This is a genomic window from Rhodococcus koreensis (genome assembly GCF_017068375.1).
Lineage (GTDB): Bacteria > Actinomycetota > Actinomycetes > Mycobacteriales > Mycobacteriaceae > Rhodococcus_F > Rhodococcus_F koreensis.
Genome location: NZ_CP070609.1, coordinates 7,166,717 through 7,192,563 on the forward strand (window position 1 = coordinate 7,166,717; position 25,847 = coordinate 7,192,563).

At 65.7% G+C, this 25,847-nt stretch carries 1 protein-coding gene; it reads left to right on the forward strand.

Annotation, left to right across the window (positions count from 1 at the left end):
- On the forward strand, positions 1–25,842 hold the full coding sequence (locus JWS14_RS32545) for a non-ribosomal peptide synthetase (protein ID WP_206015125.1): 25,842 nt from the start codon (positions 1–3) through the stop codon (positions 25,840–25,842).
- Positions 25,843–25,847: the final 5 nt, after the last annotated feature.

Here is a 25,847-nt window from a genome sequence, read left to right on the forward strand (position 1 = left end):
ATGAACTCATTTCGGGTTTCGTCCGCCCAGGAGGCGCTCTGGCTGGCGCAGAGGTTGGCGCCTGGCCTTTCGAACAATATTGCAGCGTATCTCGATATTTCCGGTGACATCGACCCTCCGGTGATGGAAGCCGCGCTGCGGCGAGTGGCGAAAGAGGCCCGTTCGGTACTGGTGAATTTCGTCGAGGACGGGGACGGCCCACGCCAGGTCGCGCGGGATTCGAACTCGTGGAAACCGTTCTTCGTCGATGTCAGTGCTGCGGCAGACCCCGAATCGGCGGCGAAAGCGTCGATGGCAGAGGTCTGCGCCGTGCCCTTCGATCTGGAACATGATGCGCTGTATCGAGCAGGCTTGATCAAGGTTCACGGCGCGCGATTCTTCCTGTGCGCCGTCTGCCACCACATCGTGATGGACGGGTTCGGCGTCGCGATTCTCGCGCGTCGAATCGGTGAAATCTACACAGCGCTGAAGGCGGGAAGACCGATCCCTGAATCCGGATTCGGCGGACCGGGACTGATTGTCGACGAAGATGCCCGCTACCGGCAGTCCGATCGATTCGCCCGCGACAAGGAGTTCTGGCGAAACTACACCGCTGCCTTGCCCGAACCACTGCGACTGCCACGGCATCCGAGTTCGCCGGTTCCCGTGACTGTGCATCACAGCCTGACGGTGTCGGACGATGAGACCGCGCGATTGCTCACGGCGGCAGAATCGATCGGGACACCGGTGCCGGGCTTCCTGGCGGCAGCGGTAGCCGGACTCTTCCACCGGCTGTCGGGTACGTCGGAATTCATGATGCGATTGGCCGTCGCCAATCGAGTCGGTGCCGCCCGGCGAACCCCGGGGCTGGTATCGAATTGGGTGCCCTTCCGGGTGGAGATCCCCCCGCGGTCGCTTTTCGCCGCAGTCGCGCACGACGTGGGTACCGCGATTCGTTCCGTTTTGCGTCATTCCCGTTACCAGGGTTCTGACATAAGACGAGACAGAGGATTGTCCGGATCCATGGAGAATCGGTTCGGTCCGATTCTGAATATCATCCCGTTCTTCGATTCGATCGACTTTGCCGGCAACCCGGCATCCATGCGCGGCGTGTCGTTCGGCCCCGTGGACGACCTTTCGATTTCGATCTACTACGGCGGACGCAACAGTGCAGGCATGCACATCGAGATCGACGCGAACGGCGCGCTGCACAGCAGTGAGGACGTCAGGCTCTATGCGGATCTGCTGATGGCTTTCGTTCGTGCGGTCGTCGCCGATCCGGCAGGCCGGACAGAGCAATACGACTTCCTCCGACCCACCGAACGCGAACTGGTACTGCGGACCTGGAACGACACGACGGTACCGGTTCCCCAGGCCACCCTTCCCGGCCTGGTCGAACAGCGGGCCGCCGCGACACCCGACGCGGTGGCGCTGACTCTCGGCGATCGGCACTGGACCTATCGAGACGTCAATGACCGGGCGAATCGGTTGGCGCGGTATCTCATCGCGTGCGGTGTGGGCCCCGAATCCATCGTGGCCGTCGCGATGCCACGTTCGTCCGAACTGATCGTCGCACTCCTTGCGACTCTCAAGGCCGGTGGCGGATATCTTCCGATCGATCCGAACTATCCCAGCGCGCGAACCGCTTTCATTCTCACCGATGCCGCACCCCTCCTGGTTCTGACCGACACCGCGACCGCCGCATCGTTGCCGGACAACGACATTCCTTGTCTCGTGTTGGACCCGGACGACGCCGGCACCGAGGGAATCTCAGCGGTGACCAACCCTGCCGACGATGAGCGGATCGCCCCGCTGAGACCCTCCAACACCGCGTACGTCATGTATACATCCGGTTCGACCGGCACCCCGAAAGGGGTTGTCATCACCCACCGCAACGTGGTGTCGTTGTTTGCCGGGACCGATCGGTGGTGCGGTTTCGGAGATGGGGATGTGTGGGCCTGGTGTCATTCACAGGCCTTCGACTTCTCGGTGTGGGAGTTGTGGGGGGCATTGGTGCACGGCGGGCGAGTCGTGATCGTGCCCTGGGACGTGGTGCGCTCGCCCGCCGAGTTGTGGAATCTGGTGCGGCGGGAGCAGGTGACGATCCTCAATCAGACCCCCTCCGCGTTCTACGAGTTCGCAGACGCCGAACGCAGGGACCATTCCCGTGGGCCCGATTCGGTTCTGCGAATGGTGGTTTTCGGGGGAGAGGCATTGGACCCGGGCCGGCTACGCGACTGGCTCCCGGGCGAACGTCCGAACACTCTGGTTCTGGTGAACATGTACGGAATCACCGAAACCACGGTGCATGTGAGCTATCTGGAGTTGACCGCAGGCGTCGGCGACGGCGGTCGAAGCCCGATCGGGACTCCTATCGGCAACGCGCGGATTTACGTGCTGGGTCCGGGACTGGTGCCGGTGCCGATCGGAGCGGCGGGGGAGTTGTACGTCGCGGGGTTCGGGGTCGGCCGAGGATATGTGGGAAGGCCGGGGTTGACGGCGGAACGGTTCGTCGCGTGCCCGTTCGGCGAACCCGGTTCGCGGATGTATCGGTCCGGCGACGTGGTGCGGTGGACGTCCGACGGCGTGCTCGATTTCGTCGGACGGGTGGACGAGCAGGTACAGGTGCGGGGATTCCGGGTCGAACCGGGGGAGGTCGAGACGGCACTGATGTCGCATCCTGCGGTGGCGCAGGCGGCGGTGATCGCCCGGGAACCCGCTGCCGGCACCGATGCACAGCTGGTGGGGTATGTCGTGCTCGACAGGGGTGTCGCGCTCGTCCGTGACAGGGAGCGGGAGGCAGAGCTGGTTTCGCAGTGGCGGCGGGTGTACGACGACCTGTATTCCGGGGACGCGTCCGATGCCGGTGAGCCGCTCGACCAGGCAGCGTTCGGAGAGGATTTCGGGGGGTGGAACAGTAGCTACACCGGGAAGCCCATCGCCCTCGAGCAGATGCGGGAATGGCGCGCGGCGGCCGTCGCACGGATTCGCGAGCTCGGGCCGGCTCGGGTGCTGGAGATCGGAGTCGGAACAGGGCTGCTGCTGTCGCAGTTGGCGCCGCACTGCGAAGAGTATTGGGGCACCGACTTTTCCGCCACCACGATCGACGATCTGCGATCACAGTTGGCGGATCGGCAGGACCGGTGGGTCGAGCGGGTGCACTTGAGGGTCCAGGCCGCCGACGACCTCGGCGGTGTGCCGCTCGGCGTCTTCGACACAGTGGTGTTGAACTCGGTCGTGCAGTACTTCCCGAACGCGGGGTACCTGATCGACGTGATCGACACTGCAGTGCAATTGCTGCGCCCCGGGGGCGTGCTGTTCCTCGGTGACGTGCGGAATCTTGCGTTGCTCCGGGAATTCGCGACAGGCGTGCAGATCGCCGACGCACATGCCGACACAACCGTCATGGTGTTACGCGATCGGGTGCGCCGGAGCATTGCGGCCGAGCAGGAGTTGCTGCTCGCGCCGGAGTTCTTCACAGCGTTGCCGACGCTGATCCCCGACATCGGCGCGGTCGACATTCAACTCGAGCGCGTCCGGTCAGTCAACGAATTGAGCTGTTACAGATACGAAGTCGTGCTGCGCAAGAATCCTGTGAATGCCCGGTCGCTGGCTGATGTGCCGTCGACGTCGTGGCAGCGAATCGGCGATCCCACCGCGCTGCGGAAGTTCCTGACGGGCCGCCGTGCGGACTGTGTGCGGGTGATCGGCGTACCGCACAGGGGACTGGCGCCCGATGTCGAGGCCACACACGCTCTCGACGTTGCCGCTGACCGCGATCACGTTCCCACCCGGCATGACGCGGACAGCCGGACGGACGCGATGTTGCCGCAGGACTGTCACGACTTGGGTGAGGAGCTGGGGTTCGCGGTGTCGGTGACCTGGTCACCGGCACCGGGCCTGATGGATGTGATATTCACCGATATCACGACCCGGGCGCACGAAAACGCGCACGCATCCGGCGCGGTGTCCGATGTCTACCTGCCCGGGGAACCACTTGGTGACATGACCGAATACGTCAACGACCCCGGTGCAAGCAGACTGCCGTCCGAGGTTCGTCGTTTCGTGGCCGGGCGGCTGCCGGAGTTCATGGTGCCCGCGGCGGTGGTGGTGCTGGATCGATTGCCGCTGACGGTGAACGGCAAGCTCGACCGAAAAGCGTTGCCCGCGCCGGACTTCATCGGTGGCGTGTTCCGGGCCCCGCGGTCACGGGTGGAGGAGACGCTGGCGTCACTGTACGGTGACGTGCTCGGTCTTCCACGGGTGGGGATCGACGACAGCTTCTTCGACCTGGGCGGGCATTCTCTGTCCGCCACGCGGCTGGTGGGGTTGATCCGCAACGCGCTCGGGGTGGAGGTGCCGATCCGGGTGGTGTTCGAATCCCCGTCGGTCGCGGAGTTGGCGCCCCGACTGGGCGACGCTGCGGTGGCGAGGGTGCCGTTGCTCCCGCGGGTGCGGCCGGAGCGGGTGCCGCTGTCGTTCGCGCAGGCCCGGTTGTGGTTCCTTCACAAATTCGAGGGACCGTCGGCGACGTACAACATTCCGGTGGCGGTGCGGTTGACCGGTGCTCTTGATGTGGGGGCGTTGGTGGCGGGGTTGGGGGATGTGGTGGCTCGGCACGAGAGCCTGCGGACGGTGTTCGGTGAGGACGACGGTGTGCCGTTCCAGCGGATCCTGTCGGCTGAGCAGGTCGACGCGGAACTGCCGGTTGAGGTGGTCGACGCCGGGGACGGCACTGCGATGGATGTGGTCGCGGAGGCTGCGGGACATCGGTTCGATCTGTCCGGCGAGATTCCGATTCGGGCAACGTTGTTGGAATGCGGTTCCCGAGAGCACATCCTGGTGTTGGTGCTGCACCATATCGCGGGGGATGGGGGTTCGTTGGCGCCGTTGGCTCGGGATGTGGCGGTCGCGTATGCGGCCCGCGCGGCGGGGCGGGCGCCGGGGTGGGTGCCGTTGCCGGTGCAGTATGCCGATTACACGCTGTGGCAGCGGGAGCTTCTGGGGAGCGAGGATGATCCGGGCAGTGTGCTGGCTACCCAGGTCGAGTATTGGAAGACTGAGCTGGCGGGGTTGCCGGAGTGTATCGAGTTGCCGACTGATCGTCGACGTCCGGCCGAACCGAGTTACCGGGGCGGGACCGTGGAGTTCGCGATCGAACCGGAACGTGCTTCGGCAGTCACGGATCTTGCCCGCAGATGTGGGGCGACACGATCGATGGTGCTGCAATCCGTGCTCGCGGTGCTGCTCCACCGGCTCGGCGCGGGAGAGGATATCGCGATCGGTGGGCCGATCGCGGGCCGTACCGACGAGGCGTTGTCCGAGTTGGTGGGGTTCTTCGTGAACACGTGGGTGTTGCGGGTGGATGTGTCGGGGAATCCGCGGTTCGATCAGGTCCTCGACCGGGTGCGGGTAAAGGCTCTAGGTGCGTACGAGAATCAGGATGCGCCGTTCGAGCGGTTGGTGGAGTTGCTGAATCCGGTTCGCTCGACGGCGTATCATCCGTTGTTTCAGGTGTCGTTTGCGATGCAGGATAATGTGTTTCCCGATGTCGCGTTCCCAGGGTTGGAATGGACCACATTGCCGGCGCCGACGGGGACGTCGCGTTTCGATCTGTCCGTCACCGTCGCCCACGACGGCCACCAGGGTCTGGCGGGGGTTGTCGAGTACGCGAGTGATCTGTTCGATCGGGCGACGGTGGAGGGTATCGCGGCCCGGTATGTGCGGTTGCTCGAGCTGATCGTCGCGGATCCGCGCGGGCGGATCGAGGGGTACGACATCCTGGATCCGGACGAGCGCACACTCGTGCTGGAGAGCTGGAACGACACGCGCGCATCGATACCGGACTCGACGATCCCAGTCCTGTTCGGTCAGCAGGTCGCCGCGACTCCGAATGCGGTGGCCGTGACGTTCGGTGACGAGAATTGGACCTACCGGGAGCTGAGCAGCCGAGTGAACCGGCTGGCACGCCGGTTGATCGGTGCGGGTGTCGGCCCGGAAGTGCTGGTGGCGGTCGCGCTGGAGCGGTCACCCGAGGTGATCATCGCGCTTCTGGCCGTCCTCGAGGCCGGGGGCGGATACCTCCCCATCGACCCCCGCTATCCGAGTGCACGGACCGAGTTCATCCTGCGCGACGCTGCGCCGATCCTGATCCTGACCGACACGGCGACCGCAAGCATGCTGCCAGACAACGGCATCCCCACACTGCTGCTCGAGACGTGTTCGGAACAGGGGGGACACTGGGAGGACACCGCCGGCAACGGCCGCACCACACCGCCGCGGCCGGACAATACCGCGTACGTGATGCACACCTCCGGATCAACCGGCACCCCGAAAGGGGTGACGATCAGCCACCACAATGTCGTCAACTGCATGGTGCACGTGGCCTCGAGTCTCGGTGCGCCAGGGCTGGCCCGCGTGCTGGCAAGTACATCGGTGAGTTTCGACGTGTCCGTGTTGGAGATTTTCGCCGCGTTGTGCGCCGGCGGGAGTATCGACGTGGTCCGTGACGTTCTCGTGCTCGGCGAACACCGCACCTGGAGCGGGAGTGTGATCAGCACGGTCCCGTCGGTGTTCGCGGAGGTACTCGACCAGATCGAGAACACGGTGAGCGCGGAGACGGTGGTGTTCATCGGTGAGCAGTTGTCCGGTCGATTGCTCGGTGCAGTTCGTGCCGCGATTCCTGGAGTCCGGGTTGTCAATGGGTACGGTCCGACCGAGACCACCGTCTACGTGACCAGCCGGGTTATGGAGCAGTCGGACGAGTGTGCTGGCGAATCGGTGTCGATCGGTGTGCCGGTAAGGAATTCGCGGGTGTTCGTGTTGGGTGCGGGGCTTGGGCCGGTTCCGGTGGGTGTGGTGGGGGAGTTGTATATCGCCGGGGTGCAGTTGGCGCGTGGGTATTTGGGTCGGCCGGGTTTGACGGCGGAGCGGTTCGTGGCGTGTCCGTTCGGTGTGTCCGGTGCGCGGATGTATCGGTCGGGGGATCTGGTGCGGTGGACTGCCGAGGGTGTGCTCGAGTTCGTGGGGCGTGCTGATGAGCAGGTGAAGGTGCGGGGGTTCCGGGTGGAGCCGGGGGAGGTCGAGGCGGTGCTGCTGTCGCATCCTGCTGTTTCGCAGGCTGTGGTGATTGGTAGTGAGTCTCCGGCGGCTGTTGGGGTGGGGTGTCGGTTGGTGGGGTACGTGGTTCTCGAGTCCGTCGGCACGGTGACGGGTGTGGGGTTGCGTGAGTTCGTGGCCGGGCGGCTGCCGGAGTTCATGGTTCCGGCGGTGGTGATGGTGGTGGATCGGTTGCCGTTGACGGCGAATGGGAAGTTGGATCGGAGGGCGTTGCCGGCGCCGGAGTTCGTTGGTGGGGTATTTCGTGGGCCGCGGTCGCCGGTGGAGGAGACGTTGGTGGCGTTGTTCGCGGAGGTGCTGGGTGTTCCGCGGGTGGGGATCGATGACGGTTTTTTTGATTTGGGTGGGCATTCGTTGTCGGTGACGCGGTTGGTGAGCCGGATTCGGTCGGTGTTGGGGGTGGAGGTTGCGGTTCGGGTGGTGTTCGAATCCCCGTCGGTCGCGGAGTTGGCGCCGCGTCTGAGGGAGGGGCCGGTTCGGGTGCCGTTGCTCCCGCGGGTGCGGCCGGAGCGGGTGCCGTTGTCGTTCGCGCAGGCCCGGTTGTGGTTCCTTCACAAATTCGAGGGACCGTCGGCGACGTACAACATTCCGGTGGCGGTGCGGTTGACCGGTGCTCTTGATGTGGGGGCGTTGGTGGCGGGGTTGGGGGATGTGGTGGCTCGGCACGAGAGCCTGCGGACGGTGTTCGGTGAGGATGACGGTGTGCCGTTCCAGCGGATCCTGTCGGCTGAGCAGGTCGTCGCGGAACTGCCGGTGGAGGTGGTCGACGCCGGGGACGGCACTGCGGTGGATGTGGTCGGGGAGGCTGCGGGACATCGGTTCGATCTGTCCGGCGAGATTCCGATTCGGGCAACGTTGTTGGAATGCGGTTCCCGAGAGCACATCCTGGTGTTGGTGCTGCACCATATCGCGGGGGATGGGGGTTCGTTGGCGCCGCTGGCTCGGGATGTGGCGGTCGCGTATGCGGCGCGTACCGGGGGCGAGATGCCGGGATGGGTGCCGTTGCCGGTGCAGTATGCCGATTACACGCTGTGGCAGCGGGAAATTCTGGGGAGCGAGGATGATCCGGGCAGTGTGCTGGCCGCGCAGGTCGAGTATTGGAAGACTGAGCTGGCGGGGTTGCCGGAGTGTATCGAGTTGCCGACTGATCGTCGACGTCCGGCCGAACCGAGTTACCGGGGCGGGACCGTGGAGTTCGCGATCGAACCGGAACGTGCTTCGGCAGTCACGGATCTTGCCCGCAGATGTGGGGCGACACGATCGATGGTGCTGCAATCCGTGCTCGCGGTGCTGCTCCACCGGCTCGGCGCGGGAGAGGATATCGCGATCGGTGGGCCGATCGCGGGCCGTACCGACGAGGCGTTGTCCGAGTTGGTGGGGTTCTTCGTGAACACGTGGGTGTTGCGGGTGGATGTGTCGGGGAATCCGCGGTTCGATCAGGTCCTCGACCGGGTGCGGGTAAAGGCTCTAGGTGCGTACGAGAATCAGGATGCGCCGTTCGAGCGGTTGGTGGAGTTGCTGAATCCGGTTCGCTCGACGGCGTATCATCCGTTGTTTCAGGTGTCGTTTGCGATGCAGGACAACGTGTTTCCCGATGTGGCGTTTCCCGGGTTGGGGTGGGAGACGTTGCCGGCGTCGACGGGGACGTCGCGTTTCGATCTGTCGTTCAGTCTCGCCCCCACCGAACGGCAGGGTCTGGCGGGGGTTGTCGAGTATGCGAGTGATCTGTTCGATCGGGCGACGGTGGAGGCCGTCGCGGCCCGGTATGTGCGGTTGCTCGACAGGATCGTCGCGGATCCGCAGGCGCGGATCGAGGGGTACGACATCCTCGAGCCGGACGAACGCGAGTTGGTACTGCGGACCTGGAACGACACCGCAGCGCCCTTCGCGGAGACCACTGTCGTGGAACTGTTCGAGCGACAAGTGGCGGCGACACCCGGCGCCGCCGCGGTGACCTTCTCCGACCGGAGCTGGACTTATCGAGAAATCAACACACGGGCGAACCGGCTGGCGCACTTCCTGATCAGTGCCGGGGTCGGCCCGGAAACCTTGGTGGCCGTGGCGCTGGAGCGCTCGGCCGAGCTGGTCGTCGCATTGTTGGCGGTGCTCAAGGCCGGCGGCGGCTACCTTCCCATAGACCCGAACTATGCCGGTGCTCGCGCCGGGACAATTCTCGCCGACGCAGCCCCGCGGCTGATCCTGTCCGACACTGCCACCGTGGCCACGCTGCCCGACCATGACATAGGGCAGGTGCTACTCGATGCAGATCTGGACCTCGGCACTGCAGCCGAAGTCGGGGGTCACGCCGATCGCGATCCCGTCGACAGCGATCGGATCGGCCCGATGAGCCCCGGTCACGTGGCGTATGTGATGTACACCTCGGGGTCGACAGGTATTCCGAAGGGTGTCACCGTGAGCCACCGAAGTGTGGTGTCGTTGTTGGCCGCCACCGCCGACCGCGTGGGGTTGGACGATACGGATGTGTCGGTGTGGTGCCACTCGGAGGCGTTCGACTTCTCGGTGTGGGAGTTGTGGGGTGCGTTGGTACACGGGGGCCGCGTGGTGGTGGCGCCGTGGGACGTGGCGGCATCGCCGAACCGTTTGTGGGAGTTGCTGATCAGGGACAAGGTCACTGTTCTCGGCCAGACGCCGTCGGCGTTCTACGGTTTCGAGGAGGTCGAGCACGTGGACCCAGCGGTGGGGGCCGGTTCGGTGCTGAGGACGGTCGTGCTCGGCGGAGAGGTGCTGGATCTCGCCAGGCTGCAGGGCTGGAATCTGGGCGAGGATCCGCTCCACCCACAGGTGAGGACGCTCAACGGGTACGGTCCGACGGAGACGACGGTCTTCGCCGCAATGTACTCGCTACCTGAATCCCAGGGTGGTCGTGATCGCGTAAGTGTGCCGATCGGCGACCCAGTGGGCGGTATGCGGGTGTTCGTGTTGGGTGCGGGGCTTGGGCCGGTTCCGGTGGGTGTGGTGGGGGAGTTGTATATCGCCGGGGTGCAGTTGGCGCGTGGGTATTTGGGTCGGCCGGGTTTGACGGCGGAGCGGTTCGTGGCGTGTCCGTTCGGTGTGTCCGGTGCGCGGATGTATCGGTCGGGGGATCTGGTGCGGTGGACTGCCGAGGGTGTGCTCGAGTTCGTGGGGCGTGCTGATGAGCAGGTGAAGGTGCGGGGGTTCCGGGTGGAGCCGGGGGAGGTCGAGGCGGTGCTGCTGTCGCATCCTGCTGTTTCGCAGGCTGTGGTGATTGGTAGTGAGTCTCCGGCGGCTGTTGGGGTGGGGTGTCGGTTGGTGGGGTACGTGGTTCTCGAGTCCGTCGGCACGGTGACGGGTGTGGGGTTGCGTGAGTTCGTGGCCGGGCGGCTGCCGGAGTTCATGGTTCCGGCGGTGGTGATGGTGGTGGATCGGTTGCCGTTGACGGCGAATGGGAAGTTGGATCGGAGGGCGTTGCCGGCGCCGGAGTTCGTTGGTGGGGTATTTCGTGGGCCGCGGTCGCCGGTGGAGGAGACGTTGGTGGCGTTGTTCGCGGAGGTGCTGGGTGTTCCGCGGGTGGGGATCGATGACGGTTTTTTTGATTTGGGTGGGCATTCGTTGTCGGTGACGCGGTTGGTGAGCCGGATTCGGTCGGTGTTGGGGGTGGAGGTTGCGGTTCGGGTGGTGTTCGAATCCCCGTCGGTCGCGGAGTTGGCGCCGCGTCTGAGGGAGGGGCCGGTTCGGGTGCCGTTGCTCCCGCGGGTGCGGCCGGAGCGGGTGCCGTTGTCGTTCGCGCAGGCCCGGTTGTGGTTCCTTCACAAATTCGAGGGACCGTCGGCGACGTACAACATTCCGGTGGCGGTGCGGTTGACCGGTGCTCTTGATGTGGGGGCGTTGGTGGCGGGGTTGGGGGATGTGGTGGCTCGGCACGAGAGCCTGCGGACGGTGTTCGGTGAGGATGACGGTGTGCCGTTCCAGCGGATCCTGTCGGCTGAGCAGGTCGTCGCGGAACTGCCGGTGGAGGTGGTCGACGCCGGGGACGGCACTGCGGTGGATGTGGTCGGGGAGGCTGCGGGACATCGGTTCGATCTGTCCGGCGAGATTCCGATTCGGGCAACGTTGTTGGAATGCGGTTCCCGAGAGCACATCCTGGTGTTGGTGCTGCACCATATCGCGGGGGATGGGGGTTCGTTGGCGCCGTTGGCTCGGGATGTGGCGGTCGCGTATGCGGCGCGTACCGGGGGCGAGATGCCGGGATGGGTGCCGTTGCCGGTGCAGTATGCCGATTACACGCTGTGGCAGCGGGAGCTTCTGGGGAGCGAGAACGATCCGGGCAGTGTGCTGGCTACCCAGGTCGAGTATTGGAAGACTGAGCTGGCGGGGTTGCCGGAGTGTATCGAGTTGCCGACTGATCGTCGACGTCCGGCCGAACCGAGTTACCGGGGCGGGACCGTGGAGTTCGCGATCGAACCGGAACGTGCTTCGGCAGTCACGGATCTTGCCCGCAGATGTGGGGCGACACGATCGATGGTGCTGCAATCCGTGCTCGCGGTGCTGCTCCACCGGCTCGGCGCGGGAGAGGATATCGCGATCGGTGGGCCGATCGCGGGCCGTACCGACGAGGCGTTGTCCGAGTTGGTGGGGTTCTTCGTGAACACGTGGGTGTTGCGGGTGGATGTGTCGGGGAATCCGCGGTTCGATCAGGTCCTCGACCGGGTGCGGGTAAAGGCTCTAGGTGCGTACGAGAATCAGGATGCGCCGTTCGAGCGGTTGGTGGAGTTGCTGAATCCGGTTCGCTCGACGGCGTATCATCCGTTGTTTCAGGTGTCGTTTGCGATGCAGGATAATGTGTTTCCCGATGTCGCGTTCCCAGGGTTGGAATGGACCACATTGCCGGCGCCGACGGGGACGTCGCGTTTCGATCTGTCCGTCACCGTCGCCCACGACGGCCACCAGGGTCTGGCGGGGGTTGTCGAGTACGCGAGTGATCTGTTCGATCGGGCGACGGTGGAGGGTATCGCGGCCCGGTATGTGCGGTTGCTCGAGCTGATCGTCGCGGATCCGCGCGGGCGGATCGAGGGGTACGACATCCTGGATCCGGACGAGCGCACACTCGTGCTGGAGAGCTGGAACGACACGCGCGCATCGATACCGGACTCGACGATCCCAGTCCTGTTCGGTCAGCAGGTCGCCGCGACTCCGGACGCGGTGGCCGTGACGTTCGGTGACGAGAATTGGACCTACCGGGAGCTGAGCAGTCGAGCGAACCGGCTGGCGCACCTTTTGATCGGTGCGGGTGTCGGACCGGAAGTGCTGGTGGCGGTCGCGCTGGAGCGGTCACCCGAGTTGATCATCGCGTTGCTCGCGGTCCTCGAGGCCGGCGGTGCATACCTCCCGATCGACCCGCAGTATCCGAGTGCGCGGACCGCGTTCGTCCTCGCCGACGCCGCTCCACTGCTGATCCTCACGGATACCCCCATCTCGAAAACACTGCCGGACAATGACATACCCCGGATACTCCTCGACGTCATCTCGGACGGGGACGGGCACGCAGAGGGATTCAGCCTCGACGACCGTGATCGCACCACACCACTGCGACCGGGCAACACCGCGTACGTGATGTACACCTCCGGATCGACGGGGACCCCGAAAGGGGTCGCCATCGACCACTCCAATGTCATCAACCTGGCGCTGCACGGATGGCCGGACGGACCTGGTGAGCGCGTGTTGCTGCATTCGTCGATGGCGTTCGATGCGTCCGCGTACGAGTTGTGGCCGACGCTGCTCGGCGGAGGCCAGGTGGTTGTCGCTCCGCCCGGGCCACTGGACATCGAGGTGCTCGAGCGGGTCGTCGCCGCGGCTGGTGTGACGTCGATGTTCCTGACGACCCCGCTGTTTCACCTGTTGAGTGATTCGGCGGACCATGCGCTGGGAGCACTCGACCAGGCACGGCAGGTGGTCACCGCGGGCGATGTGTTGTCGCCGAGCGCAGTCCGACGCGTCCTCGCTTGCCATCCTCGGATCACGGTGGTCAACGCGTACGGGCCGACGGAAACCACCGTGTGTGCCACCGCGTACTCGATATCGGGGTCGAAGGGCTTCGACGACCGGGTCAGCGTACCGATCGGAGTGCCGATCGGTAACGCCCTTGCACTCGTCCTGGGAACAGGGATGATGCCCGTCCCGGTGGGTGTCGTCGGGGATTTGTATATCGCCGGATCAGGGGTGGGCCGCGGGTACATCGGTCGGCGGGGGTTGACGGCGGAACGGTTCGTGGCGTGCCCGTTCGGCGAACCAGGCTCACGAATGTACCGCTCGGGTGATCTGGTGCGGTGGACGACCGACGGTGTCCTGGACTTCGTCGGCCGCGCAGACGAGCAGGTGAAGATCCGCGGAATCCGCGTCGAACCCGGAGAGATCGACACCGTGCTGGTCTCGCACCCCGCGGTGGGATCGGTGGTGACGGTGGACCGGGTAGGTACGTCGGCGCAGAAGGTGCTGGTGTCATATGTGGTGCCGGCGCCCGGGGCCGAGGTGGACATCGAGGCGTTGCGGCAGTTGGCGGCGGGTCGTGTACCGGACTACATGGTGCCGTCGGCGATCGTCGTCGTCGATCGGATACCTCTCACACCGGTCGGCAAGTTCGACCGCGGCGCACTCCCCGATCCTGATCTCGCGTCCGTCACTCCGTATCGGGCACCACGATCCATTGCCGAGCAGACATTGGCGGCGGTGCTGGCCGACGTTCTCGGGGTCGATCGGGTGGGTGTCGACGACGACTTCTTCCGGCTCGGCGGGGACAGCATCATGTCGACCCAGGTGGTGTCGCGGGCGCGGGCCCAAGGCGTGCTGGTGTCGGCTCGAGACGTATTCGAGCGACGGACCGTCGCCGGGCTGGCCTCCGTCGCGAATCCGCTGAGGGATGAAGACTCTGTCATTTTCGAGGACGTGCAGCTACCGAGTCCGACTCCGGAACAATTGTCCGCCGTCGAGGCGCGGTATCCCCAGGCCGTGGAGGTGTGGCCGCTCGCACCGCTGCAGACAGGTTTGGTCTTTCACGCGATGTTGGCGTCGGAATCGACGGATGTGTATGCGGTACAGACGGTGCTGGGTCTGTCCGGGCGGGTGCATGCCGACCGCGTGAAGGCCGCGGCGCAGGCGATACTCGATCGCTACGCGAATCTGCGGGTCGCGTTCGTCACGGACGTGGTCGAACCGGTGCAGGTGGTGCTCGAGGGCCTCGAGGTGCCGTGGTGGGAATCCGACGTCAGTGGTGTCGATGCCGGGGAGCGAGACGACGAACTCGCACGCCTTCTGTCGGACGATGCGGCGGCCGGATTCGACCTGTCGGAACCACCGCTCCTGCGCTTCGGGTTGGTCACGATGGGCGACGGAGACTTCCGGCTGGTCTTCTCGTACCACCACGTATTGCTCGACGGATGGTCCATGCCGTTGCTGATGCGGGACATGCTGACCGTCTACGGCGCCGGCGGCGACGGAGCGGTGCTGGAACCCGTGGTCTCGTATCGCCGGTACCTCGGGTGGCTCGCGACTCGGGATCGGCAGCGGTCGATTCAGGTGTGGGAGGAAGCGCTCGACGGTGCGGAGCCCGCTTTGCTCGCGACGGGTCGTCCGGAGTCGGCACGAGGATCGTCGGTGCTACGGCGTGAGCTCGACGAGAATTTGTGGTCGGGGATGCTGGAGCTGGCATCTCGATTGTCGGTGACGGTGAACACTGTCGTGCAGGTCGCGTGGGCGATCGTGCTGGGCATGCATACCGGACGCCGTGACGTGGTGTTCGGCGCGACGGTCTCGGGCAGGTCCGGACAGATTCCCGCCATCGAGTCGATGGTGGGCTTGTTCATCAACACGATCCCGGTGCGGGTCCGGGTGGATCCTCGGGAATCCATCGCCCGGTTGATGGCCCGGGTCCAGGCGGCGCAGGCGGAGTTGATCGAGCATCATGATGTTCCGTTGCCGGTGATCCAGCGGGTCACCGGCATGGGGGCGCTGTTCGACACCCTGACGGTGTTCGAGTCGTACCCGAACGATCGGCGGAGCCTGGACTCCCTTCTCGAGTCGATCGCCTCCCTCTCGATCACGTCCTTGGATTCGTATGGAGGAACGAACTATCCGTTGACCCTCGCGGTGGAAGCGGGTGAGCGGACATCCGTTTCACTGTGGCACGATCCGGGCCTGTTCGGCGACGACGAGGTGCAGGCGATCGCGGACAGGTTCCACCGGACCCTGGAATCATTGGTGGCTGCGCCCGACGCCGCGACGGGAGACATCGACCTTCTCTCCCCGGACGAACGAAACCTGCTGGTTCCCGTGCGTGGCGCGCCGGCGGAGGCGGTCCGGACACTGCCGCAGATCCTCTCTGCGGCAGTCGCACACGATCCGAGTGCGGTGGCGGTCGTGTGCGGGAACCGCTCACTCACGTACCGGGAGTTGGACGACGAGTCGAGTCGCATCGCACGGATGCTGATGTCACGCGGGGCCGGGCCGGAATCCGCGGTCGCCGTGGCCGTGCCGCGGTCGGTGGAGTCGGTCCTGGCGGTGTGGGCTGTGGCGAAGACGGGTGGGGCCTTCGTCCCGATGGATCCGTCGTATCCGGCGAGTCGGCTCGCGTACCTGATCACCGATTCCGCCGCGCGATTCGGAATCACGGTCGCCGAATGCGTCGGTACCCTTCCGAGAAACCTCGACTGGTGGGTGCTCGACGATCCGGTGGCGCGAGTCGAGTGGTCCACACGGTCGGCTGAATCGGTGATCGATGCGGACCGGATTACTCCATTGCGGGGCGATCATCCCGCGTACATGATCTACACGTCGGGGACGACGGGTGAGCCGAAGGCCGTCGTCGTACCGCATCGGGGACTGGGCAGTCTCGCGGCCGAGATGGCGGAGAGATTCGACGTCACGGCGGACGCACGCGTGCTGCAGGTGGCGTCGCCGAGTTTCGATGCCTCGGTGCTGGAGTATCTGCTGGCAACGGGTTCGGCAGCAACCATGGTGGTGGTCCCGGCGGGCGTGGTCGGTGGCGAGGACCTGGGCCGGATTCTCGAGAGTGCGGCGGTGACGCACGCGTTCCTCACCCCCACGATGCTGGCGACTGTACCGGTCGAGCGGATGTCGTCGGTGCGATGCCTGCTCACGGGTGCTGAGGCGGTGCCGGTATCGGTGGTGGAGTCGTTCGCTGCAGGACGGCGAATGCACGACCTCTACGGGCCGACCGAGGCGACGGTGGCGGTGGCGGCCTCGACGCCGTTACAACCGCGCGGTCCGGTGACTCTGGGCGGCCCGGTCCGGGGTACGTCCCTGGTGGTCCTGGACGCGTGGCTGCGCCCGTTGCCGGCGGGAGTCGCGGGGGAGTTGTATGCCGCGGGGGTCTCGCTGGCTCGGGGATATCACGATCGGAGAGGACTGACGGCGGAGCGATTCGTGGCGAATCCGTTCGGCGCGCCGGGCGAGCGGATGTATCGCACGGGCGATGTCGTGCGCTGGGTCGAAGGAGAGTCCGGTCCGGCGCTGGAGTATCTGGGGCGCAGTGATTTCCAGGTCACGGTGCGGGGCCGACGGATCGAGTTGGGCGAGATCGACGCTGCGCTTGCCAGGCAACCCGGGATCGGATCCGTGGTGACGGTCGATCGGAAGGGCGCGTCCGGGCAGACGGTGCTGGTGTCGTACGTAGTCCCCGCACCGGGGGGCGAGGTGGACACCGATACCGTGCGGACGGTGGCGGCGGGGCGCCTGCCGGAGTACCTGGTGCCCTCCGCGATCGTGGTGCTCGAGAAGTTGCCGCTCACACCGGCAGGCAAGCTCGACCGCAGTGCGTTGCCGGAGCCGGAGTTCTCGTCGAGCAGGGCGTTCCGGTCGCCGCGGACCGAGACCGAGAAGATCCTCGCCCGGGTGTTCGCCGAGGTACTCGGGGTGGAGCGGGTCGGGATCGATGACGGATTCTTCGATCTGGGTGGCGACAGTATCCGGTCGATCCAGTTGGTTTCGCGCGCGAAAGCCCTCGGTGTGCTACTCACGCCGCGGGATGTGTTCGAGCACAGGACTGTCGGCAGTCTGTCCGAGGCCGCAGTCCTGAATCGCGATTCGGATCTCGTCGTGCTCGACGAGTTGCCCGGTGGCGGAGTGGGATCGATGCCGTTGACGCCGATCGGGCGGTTCCTCCTCACCCGGGGTGGTGGGTTCCGCCGATTCGCGCAGACGATGGTTCTGGAATTGCCTGACGGTATCGATCGGGCCGGTGTGGTCGCCACCATCGGCGCTGTCGTGGTCCGTCATGACATGTTGCGGTCGCGTCTGGTGACCGATGGCGCCGGGGAGCAGAAACTTCGGGTCGACCCGCCGGATGCGGTCGACGTGGACCGTCTGATTCGACAGGTCGCCTGTGATGACGCACCGGGCGATCCGGGGTGGCTGCGGTTGGCATCGGCCGAGCTGGATGCGGCCCTGGGGCGGTTGGATCCGGCGGCGGGCGTGATGGTGCAGTTCGTGTGGCTGGACCGCGCGTCCGGTGACGGTGACGAGTTGGCGGATCGTCCGGGCAGGCTGCTGGTCGTGGCCCACCACCTGGTCATCGACGGCGTGTCGTGGCGAATCCTGATCCCGGACCTGGCGTCGGCATGGGCGCGGGTGTGTACCGGCGAACGCCCGGTACTGCCGGCGGGTGGGACGTCGATGCGGCGGTGGGCACACGGGCTGGTGGAGGAGGCGCTGCGGCCCGGGCGCGTGGCCGAGCTGCCGTTGTGGCAATCGATTCTGGAGGGCCCCGACCCGGAACTGGGTTCGCGCAGGTGCGACCCCGTCCTCGATGTCGCCTCCACAGTGCAACACGTTCGGACGCACGTTCCCGCGGATGCGACAGCGTCGCTGCTCACCACGGTCCCCAAGGTTTTCCGTGCCGGGGCCGGCGATGGTCCGCTGGCGGGGTTGGCGATGGCGTTGACCCGCTGGCGCCGCCGTCGTGGGGTGGTCGAACCGTCGTCGTTGATATCTCTGGAGAATCACGGTCGCGAGGAGCACGTCATCCCCGGGGCCGATCTGTCCCGCACGGTCGGCTGGTTCACGACAGCGTTCCCGATACGTCTCGACATCGCCGGCGCCGATCTCGACGAGGCGTTCGCCGGCGGTCCCGCTGCCGGCATCGTGATCAAAGCGGTCAAGGAACAGGTGCTGGCACTGCCCGACCGTGGTATCGGCTACGGGCTGCTCCGGTATCTGAACGCGGACACCGCACCGGAACTCCAGAAGTATCCGGGCGGACAGATCAGTTTCAACTATCTGGGGCGGATCTCGGCCGCGGACGTTCCCGCGGAATTGCGTGACCTCGGCTGGATGCCCGCGAGCGAGGGATCGGATCTCTCCGCGACGATGGATCCGGACCTGCCTGCGATGGCCGAAGTGGACATCAACGCCATGGTGACCGACGGTCCGGACGGTCCCCGACTCGGTGCCGTGTTCGGATTCCCCACGGGGGTGCTCTCCCGTGACGACGTTCAGGAACTTGCCGACCTGTGGTGCGACGCGGTCTCCGCACTGGCGCGGCACGTGCAGGGGCCCGGGGCCGGCGGACTGACACCGTCCGATGTGCCGTTGGTGTCGGTGTCGCAACGCGACATCGAGACGTGGGAGCACCGGTATCCGGGAGTGGTGGATGTGTGGCCGTTGACGGCGATGCAGTCCGGTCTGTTGTTCCACTCGGTTTTGGCCGGTGCGTCGTTCGACGCGTACACGACCCAGCTCGTTCTCCATCTCGGCGGGAGGGTCGATCCGGAACGGATTCTCGCTGCGGGACAAGCGTTGCTGGCTCGCCACGCGAACCTGCGTACCGCGTTCGTCGGCGATTCGGACACCGGTCCGGTGCAGATCGTCCTCGACGCAGTCGCGTTGCCCTGGCGCGAGGTCGACCTGCGGAATGTTCCGGAGGGCACTCGCGACGGCGAGTTCGAACGTCTTCTCGTCGAGGATCAGGCCACACATTTCGACCCGGCGACGCCGCCGCTGATCCGATTCACTCTGGTGACGTTGGGACGGGATCGATTCGAGCTGGTGATCACCAATCATCACGTACTGCTCGACGGGTGGTCGATGCCGCTGCTGGCCGAGGAACTACTCGCGCTGTATGTCTCGGGCGGCGACGCCGCCGCGCTACCGAAGGCTACCGGGTACCGGAATTTCCTGGTCTGGCTGGCCGAGCGCGACCGCGCCGAATCTTCTCGAATCTGGGCGGAGGCCCTCGACGGGGTGGACGAGCCGACCCTGCTGGTGTCCTCGCACGCGAAGCGGGAATCCGCGTCGGAGGAAGTGCAGGTGACGGTTGACGTACCTGCCGGCCTGTCCGCGAGGTTGTCGGTGCGGGCCACCGAACTGGGCGTCACGCTGAACACCGTCGTTCAGGGAGCGTGGGGGATTCTGCTCGGACAGTGGTGCGCGCGAAGGGATGTCGTATTCGGGGCGACGGTCTCCGGCCGCCCGGCCGGTCTGGCCGGCGTCGAGTCGATGGTGGGCTTGTTCATCAACACCGTGCCGGTGCGGGTGCAGTCCGTACCGGGCGACACGGCTGCAGAGGTGCTGACCCGGTTGCAGGAGCAGCAGGCCACCTTGTTCGACCATCACTACCTCGGGTTGACGGAGATCCACAAGGCCGCGGGGGCGCGAGAACTCTTCGACACCCTGGTCGTGTTCGAGTCGTACCCGGTCGATCGTGCCGCGTTGGCGGCCGCAATCCCCGTCGACGGACTAGTCGTCACCGGTGTCCGAACGATCGACGCGTCGCACTACCCCATGACTCTGATCGCGAGAGTCGATTCGCAACTTCGGTTGACGGTGGCGTATCTGCCGAACCTGTTCGGCGCCGCAGCCGTCGACAGCATCGCCCGGACGCTCATCCGCATCCTGCAGACAGTCGCGGACGACCCTCAGGTCGTCGTGGACCGTATCGACATCGTCGAACCGGGCGAGCGACGGTTGGTCTTGGAGACGTGGAACGACACCGCGGTCCCTGTGCCGGATGTGACACTTCCCGGCCTGTTCGAACGCCAGGCCGCTGCCACACCAGATGCGGTGGCCCTGATATCCGACGACGAGCAGTTGACGTATCGAGAGTTCGAAGAGCGAGTGAACCGGTTGGCGCGGAGGCTGATCGCGCAGGGTGTCGGTCCGGAGTCTCTCGTCGGCGTCGCCGTGCGACGCTCGATCGACCTCGTGGTGGGAATCTACGCGGTCGTCACGGCGGGTGGAGCGTACGTGCCGATCGACCCCGACTATCCCGGCGAACACATCCGGCACATGGTGGAGTCCGCGGCGCCGGTCTGCGTGTTGACGCGATCCACTGACCGCACAGAGGTCCCGGGCATCACCGTGATCGAGATCGATGGCCGACAAGGATCTGAGATCGACTCCCCACCCGTCCGCGATGAAGAGCGCATCAGCCCGTTGAGGCCGGGTAACACGGCGTACGTGATCTTCACGTCCGGGTCGACAGGTCGACCGAAGGGGGTCGCAGTCAGCCACTCGGCGATCGTGAACCAGTTGCTGTGGATGCGGGACCATTTCGGCTTCGACCACGATGACGTGGTGTTGCAGAAGACGCCCGCGACCTTCGACGTGTCCGTGTGGGAGATGTTCCTGCCACTGCAGGTCGGTGCGCGGCTGGTGATCGCGAAGGCCGACGGACACCGCGATGCGAGTTATCTCGCGGAGACGATCAGATCGGAGAAGATCACCACCGGCGACTTCTCTCCGTCGATGCTCGCAATGGTCCTGGAGCGACTCGAGTCGGCTGACTGCGACTCGCTTCGACGCGTCTTCTGCGGCGGCGAAAACCTGTTGGCCGCGACGGCACACCATTTCATGGAGCACAGCGGCACACCGTTACACAACCTGTACGGGCCCACCGAAACGGCCCTCCAGGTTTCCCACCATCGATGCGGCCCTTCGATTGACACGAGCGCGCCGATCGGTGCGCCGGTGTGGAATACACAGGTGTTCGTACTGAATGCGGGGCTTCGGCCGGTTCCGGTGGGTGTGGTGGGGGAGTTGTACATCGCCGGGGTGCAGTTGGCGCGTGGGTATTTGGGTCGGCCGGGTTTGACAGCGGAGCGGTTCGTGGCGTGTCCGTTCGGTGTGTCCGGTGCGCGGATGTATCGGTCGGGGGATCTGGTGCGGTGGACCGCCGAGGGTGAACTCGAGTTCGTGGGGCGTGTTGATGAGCAGGTGAAGGTGCGGGGGTTCCGAGTCGAACCCGCAGAGGTCGAGGCGGTGCTGCTGTCGCATCCGGCGGTGGCTCAGGCGGTTGTGGTAGCCGACGCCACCGGCAATGGCACCGAACTGATCGGATACGTCGTTCTCCACATCGACGGTGTCGACGGGTCGAGTGAGTCGGCGGCCGAGTTTCGTCGTTTCGTGGCCGGGCGGCTGCCGGAGTTCATGGTGCCCGCGGCGGTGGTGGTGCTGGATCGATTGCCGCTGACGGTGAACGGCAAGCTCGACCGAAAAGCGTTGCCCGCGCCGGACTTCATCGGTGGCGTGTTCCGGGCCCCGCGGTCACGGGTGGAGGAGACGCTGGCGTCACTGTACGGTGACGTGCTCGGTCTTCCACGGGTGGGGATCGACGACAGCTTCTTCGACCTGGGCGGGCATTCTCTGTCCGCCACGCGGCTGGTGGGGTTGATCCGCAACGCGCTCGGGGTGGAGGTGCCGATCCGGGTGGTGTTCGAATCCCCGTCGGTCGCGGAGTTGGCGCCCCGACTGGGCGACGCTGCGGTGGCGAGGGTGCCGTTGCTCCCGCGGGTGCGGCCGGAGCGGGTGCCGCTGTCGTTCGCGCAGGCCCGGTTGTGGTTCCTTCACAAATTCGAGGGACCGTCGGCGACGTACAACATTCCGGTGGCGGTGCGGTTGACCGGTGCTCTTGATGTGGGGGCGTTGGTGGCGGGGTTGGGGGATGTGGTGGCTCGGCACGAGAGCCTGCGGACGGTGTTCGGTGAGGACGACGGTGTGCCGTTCCAGCGGATCCTGTCGGCTGAGCAGGTCGACGCGGAACTGCCGGTTGAGGTCGTCGACGCCGGGGACGGCACTGCGATGGATGTGGTCGCGGAGGCTGCGGGACATCGGTTCGATCTGTCCGGCGAGATTCCGATTCGGGCAACGTTGTTGGAATGCGGTTCCCGAGAGCACATCCTGGTGTTGGTGCTGCACCATATCGCGGGGGATGGGGGTTCGTTGGCGCCGCTGGCCCGGGATGTGGCGGTCGCGTATGCGGCCCGCGCGGCGGGGCAGGCGCCCGGGTGGGCGCCGTTGCCGGTGCAGTACGCCGATTACACGCTGTGGCAGCGGGACCTTCTGGGGAGCGAGGACGATCCGGGCAGTGTGCTGGCCGCGCAGGTGGAGTATTGGCGGGCCGAGCTGGAGGGGTTGCCGGAGTGCATCGAGTTGCCGACTGATCGTCGACGTCCGGCCGAACCGAGTTACCGGGGCGGGACCGTGGAGTTCGCGATCGAACCGGAACATGCTTCGGCAGTCACGGATCTTGCCCGCAGATGTGGGGCGACACGATCGATGGTGCTGCAATCCGTGCTCGCGGTGCTGCTCCACCGGCTCGGCGCGGGAGAGGATATCGCGATCGGTGGGCCGATCGCGGGCCGTACCGACGAGGCGTTGTCCGAGTTGGTGGGGTTCTTCGTGAACACCTGGGTGTTGCGGGTGGATGTGTCGGGGAATCCGCGGTTCGATCAGGTCCTCGACCGGGTGCGGGTAAAGGCTCTAGGTGCGTACGAGAATCAGGATGCGCCGTTCGAGCGGTTGGTGGAGTTGCTGAATCCGGTTCGCTCGACGGCGTATCATCCGTTGTTCCAGGTGTCGTTTACGATGCAGGACAACGTGTTTCCCGATGTCGCGTTCCCAGGGTTGGAATGGACCACATTGCCGGCGTCGACGGGGACGTCGCGTTTCGATCTGTCGTTCAGTCTCGCCCCCACCGAACGGCAGGGTCTGGCGGGGGTTGTCGAGTATGCGAGTGATCTGTTCGACCGGGCGACGGTGGAGGCCGTCGCGGCCCGGTATGTGCGGTTGCTGGGGTTGATCGTCGCGGATCCGCGCGGGCGGATCGAGGGGTACGAAATCCTGGATCCGCACGAACGCGAGTTGGTACTGCGGACCTGGAACGAGGCGAGCGTTCCGATCCCGGACTCGACGATCCCAGTCCTGTTCGGTCAGCAGGTCGCCGCGACTCCGAATGCGGTGGCGGTCACGTTCGGTGACCGGCATCTGACCTATCAAGAGCTGAGCAGCCGAGTGAACCGGCTGGCGCACCGTTTGACCGGTGCGGGTGTCGGACCGGAAGTGCTGGTGGCGGTCGCACTGGAGCGGTCACCCGAGTTGATCATCGCGTTGCTCGCGGTCCTCGAGGCCGGCGGTGCATACCTCCCCATCGACCCCCGCTATCCGAGTGCACGGATCGGGACCATCCTCGCCGACGCCGCTCCGCGGTTGATCCTCACCGACACCCTGACCGATAACATGTTGCCCGACAACGATATCCCCAGAGTTCTCCTCGATGCCATCTCCGACGAGGGCGGGCAGTCGGAGGGGAGGGGCTCCGACGACAACGACCACGCAACACCTCTACGACCGGGCAACACCGCCTACGTGATGTACACCTCCGGATCGACGGGTGTTCCGAAGGGTGTCGCCGTGAGCCATCGGAGCGTGGTGTCGCTGTTCGCCGGTACTGCAGGCTGGGCCGGCTTCGGTGCCGGGGACGTGTGGGCGTGGTGCCATTCGGTCGCGTTCGATTTTTCGGTGTGGGAATTGTGGGGGGCGTTGGTGCACGGAGCCCGGATTATGGTGGTGCCGTGGGAGACCGTGCATTCGCCGGCCGGATTGTGGGAGGCGGTGGTCCGGGAGCGGGTGACAGTTCTCGCTCAGACGCCCTCGGCGTTCTACGAGTTCGCCGAAGTCGAGCGTGAGGATCCTGCAGTGGGGTCTGATTCGGTGCTACGGATGATGGTGTTCGGCGGTGAGGTGTTGGATCCGGCCGGGTTGCAGGGCTGGTATCGGGACGAGCGCTCGAATCCTCCGATTCTGGTCAACGGGTACGGGCCGACCGAGACGACGGTCTTCGCGGCAACCTTCGTGCTACCGGAGCCGGGCGAACGCGCCGACCGCGTGAGTGTGCCGATCGGGGCGCCCGTGGGCAACACGCAGGTGTTCGTGCTGGGTGCGGGCTTGGTTCCAGTCCCGGTAGGTGCGGTCGGGGAGTTGTACGTCGCCGGCGTGCAGTTGGCTCGCGGCTATCTCGGGCGGACGGGGTCGACGGCCGAGCGGTTCGTGGCATGTCCGTTCGGCGGGCCGGGTGCGCGAATGTACCGAACCGGGGATCTGGTGCGCTGGACCGCCGGCGGAGTGCTCGAATTCTGCGGAAGAGCAGACGCGCAGGTCAAGATTCGCGGATTCCGGGTCGAACCCGCGGAGATCGAGGCGGTTCTACTGAAACATCCGGCCGTGACTCAGGCGGCGGTGGTGGTCCGGGACACCACCACCGGGATCGGATTGGTCGGTTACGTGGTCTCCGACACCACCGACACCGGCACCCGTGTCGAGGTCCGTCGTTTTGCGGCCAGGATGCTGCCGGAATACATGGTTCCGGCAGCGGTGATGGTGCTGGATCAGTTGCCGTTGACGGTGAATGGGAAACTGGATCGGCGAGCATTGCCGGCACCGGAGTTCATCGGCGGGGTGTTCCGGGCGCCGCGGTCACCGGTGGAGCAGACGCTGGCCTCGCTCTACGCGGAGGTTCTCGGGGTTTCCCGGGTGGGGATCGATGACAGTTTCTTCGACCTGGGTGGGCATTCGTTGTCGGCGACGCAGTTGGTGAGCCGGATTCGGTCGGTGACCGGGGTGGAGGTCCCGATCCGGGTGATCTTCGAGTCTCCGACGATCGCCGAACTCGCACCCCGTATGGGTGAGGAAATCGAACCCGGCTTGCTCGATCCGTTCGCCGTCGTCCTGCCGATCCGAAGCGAAGGATCCGGACCGCCCCTGTGGTGCGTCCATCCGGGCGGAGGACTGAGCTGGTGCTATATGGGCCTTCGCGCCCACCTCCCCGACCAGCCCATATACGGTCTGCAAGCGCGGGGCTTCGACGGAGTGACGCCGCTACCGAAGTCGATCGAGAGTATGGCCGCCGACTATCTCGAGCAGATCCTCGCCGTTCAGGAAGACGGCCCGTTCCTTCTGCTGGGATGGTCGTTCGGTGGTCTCGTCGCCCATGCGATCGCCACCGCTCTGGAACGTCGAGGACTCGAGGTCGTACTCCTCGCGATGCTGGACAGCGTGCCCGGTGCAGGGGATCTCCTCCTCGGCGAGGCGGCGCCTTCGGACGACGACATTCGACAGTCGATCCGGGCATGGGCGCAGAGCCGCTACGGCGAGATCGTCGATTCGCCCGACACTGCGCCCATCTGGGATGCCGCACGTGCAATTTATCGGAACGACCTACGGCTGTCTGCCGACCACGTACCGCAGACCTATCACGGTGACGTGGTGTTTCTCCGCCCAGCATTGACGGATGACGACACGATGTCGAGCGAGTCCTCGTCCGACTTGTGGCGCGCATACGTCACCGGTGACATCGTCACCCACGACGTTCACAGCACGCACGCCGATATGGATCAGCCGCGTCCCCTCGCCGAGATCGCGCTGATCATCGATCAGGAACTGGCCATACGGGGTCGACGCACACGACAAACGGACGTCTGACGAAG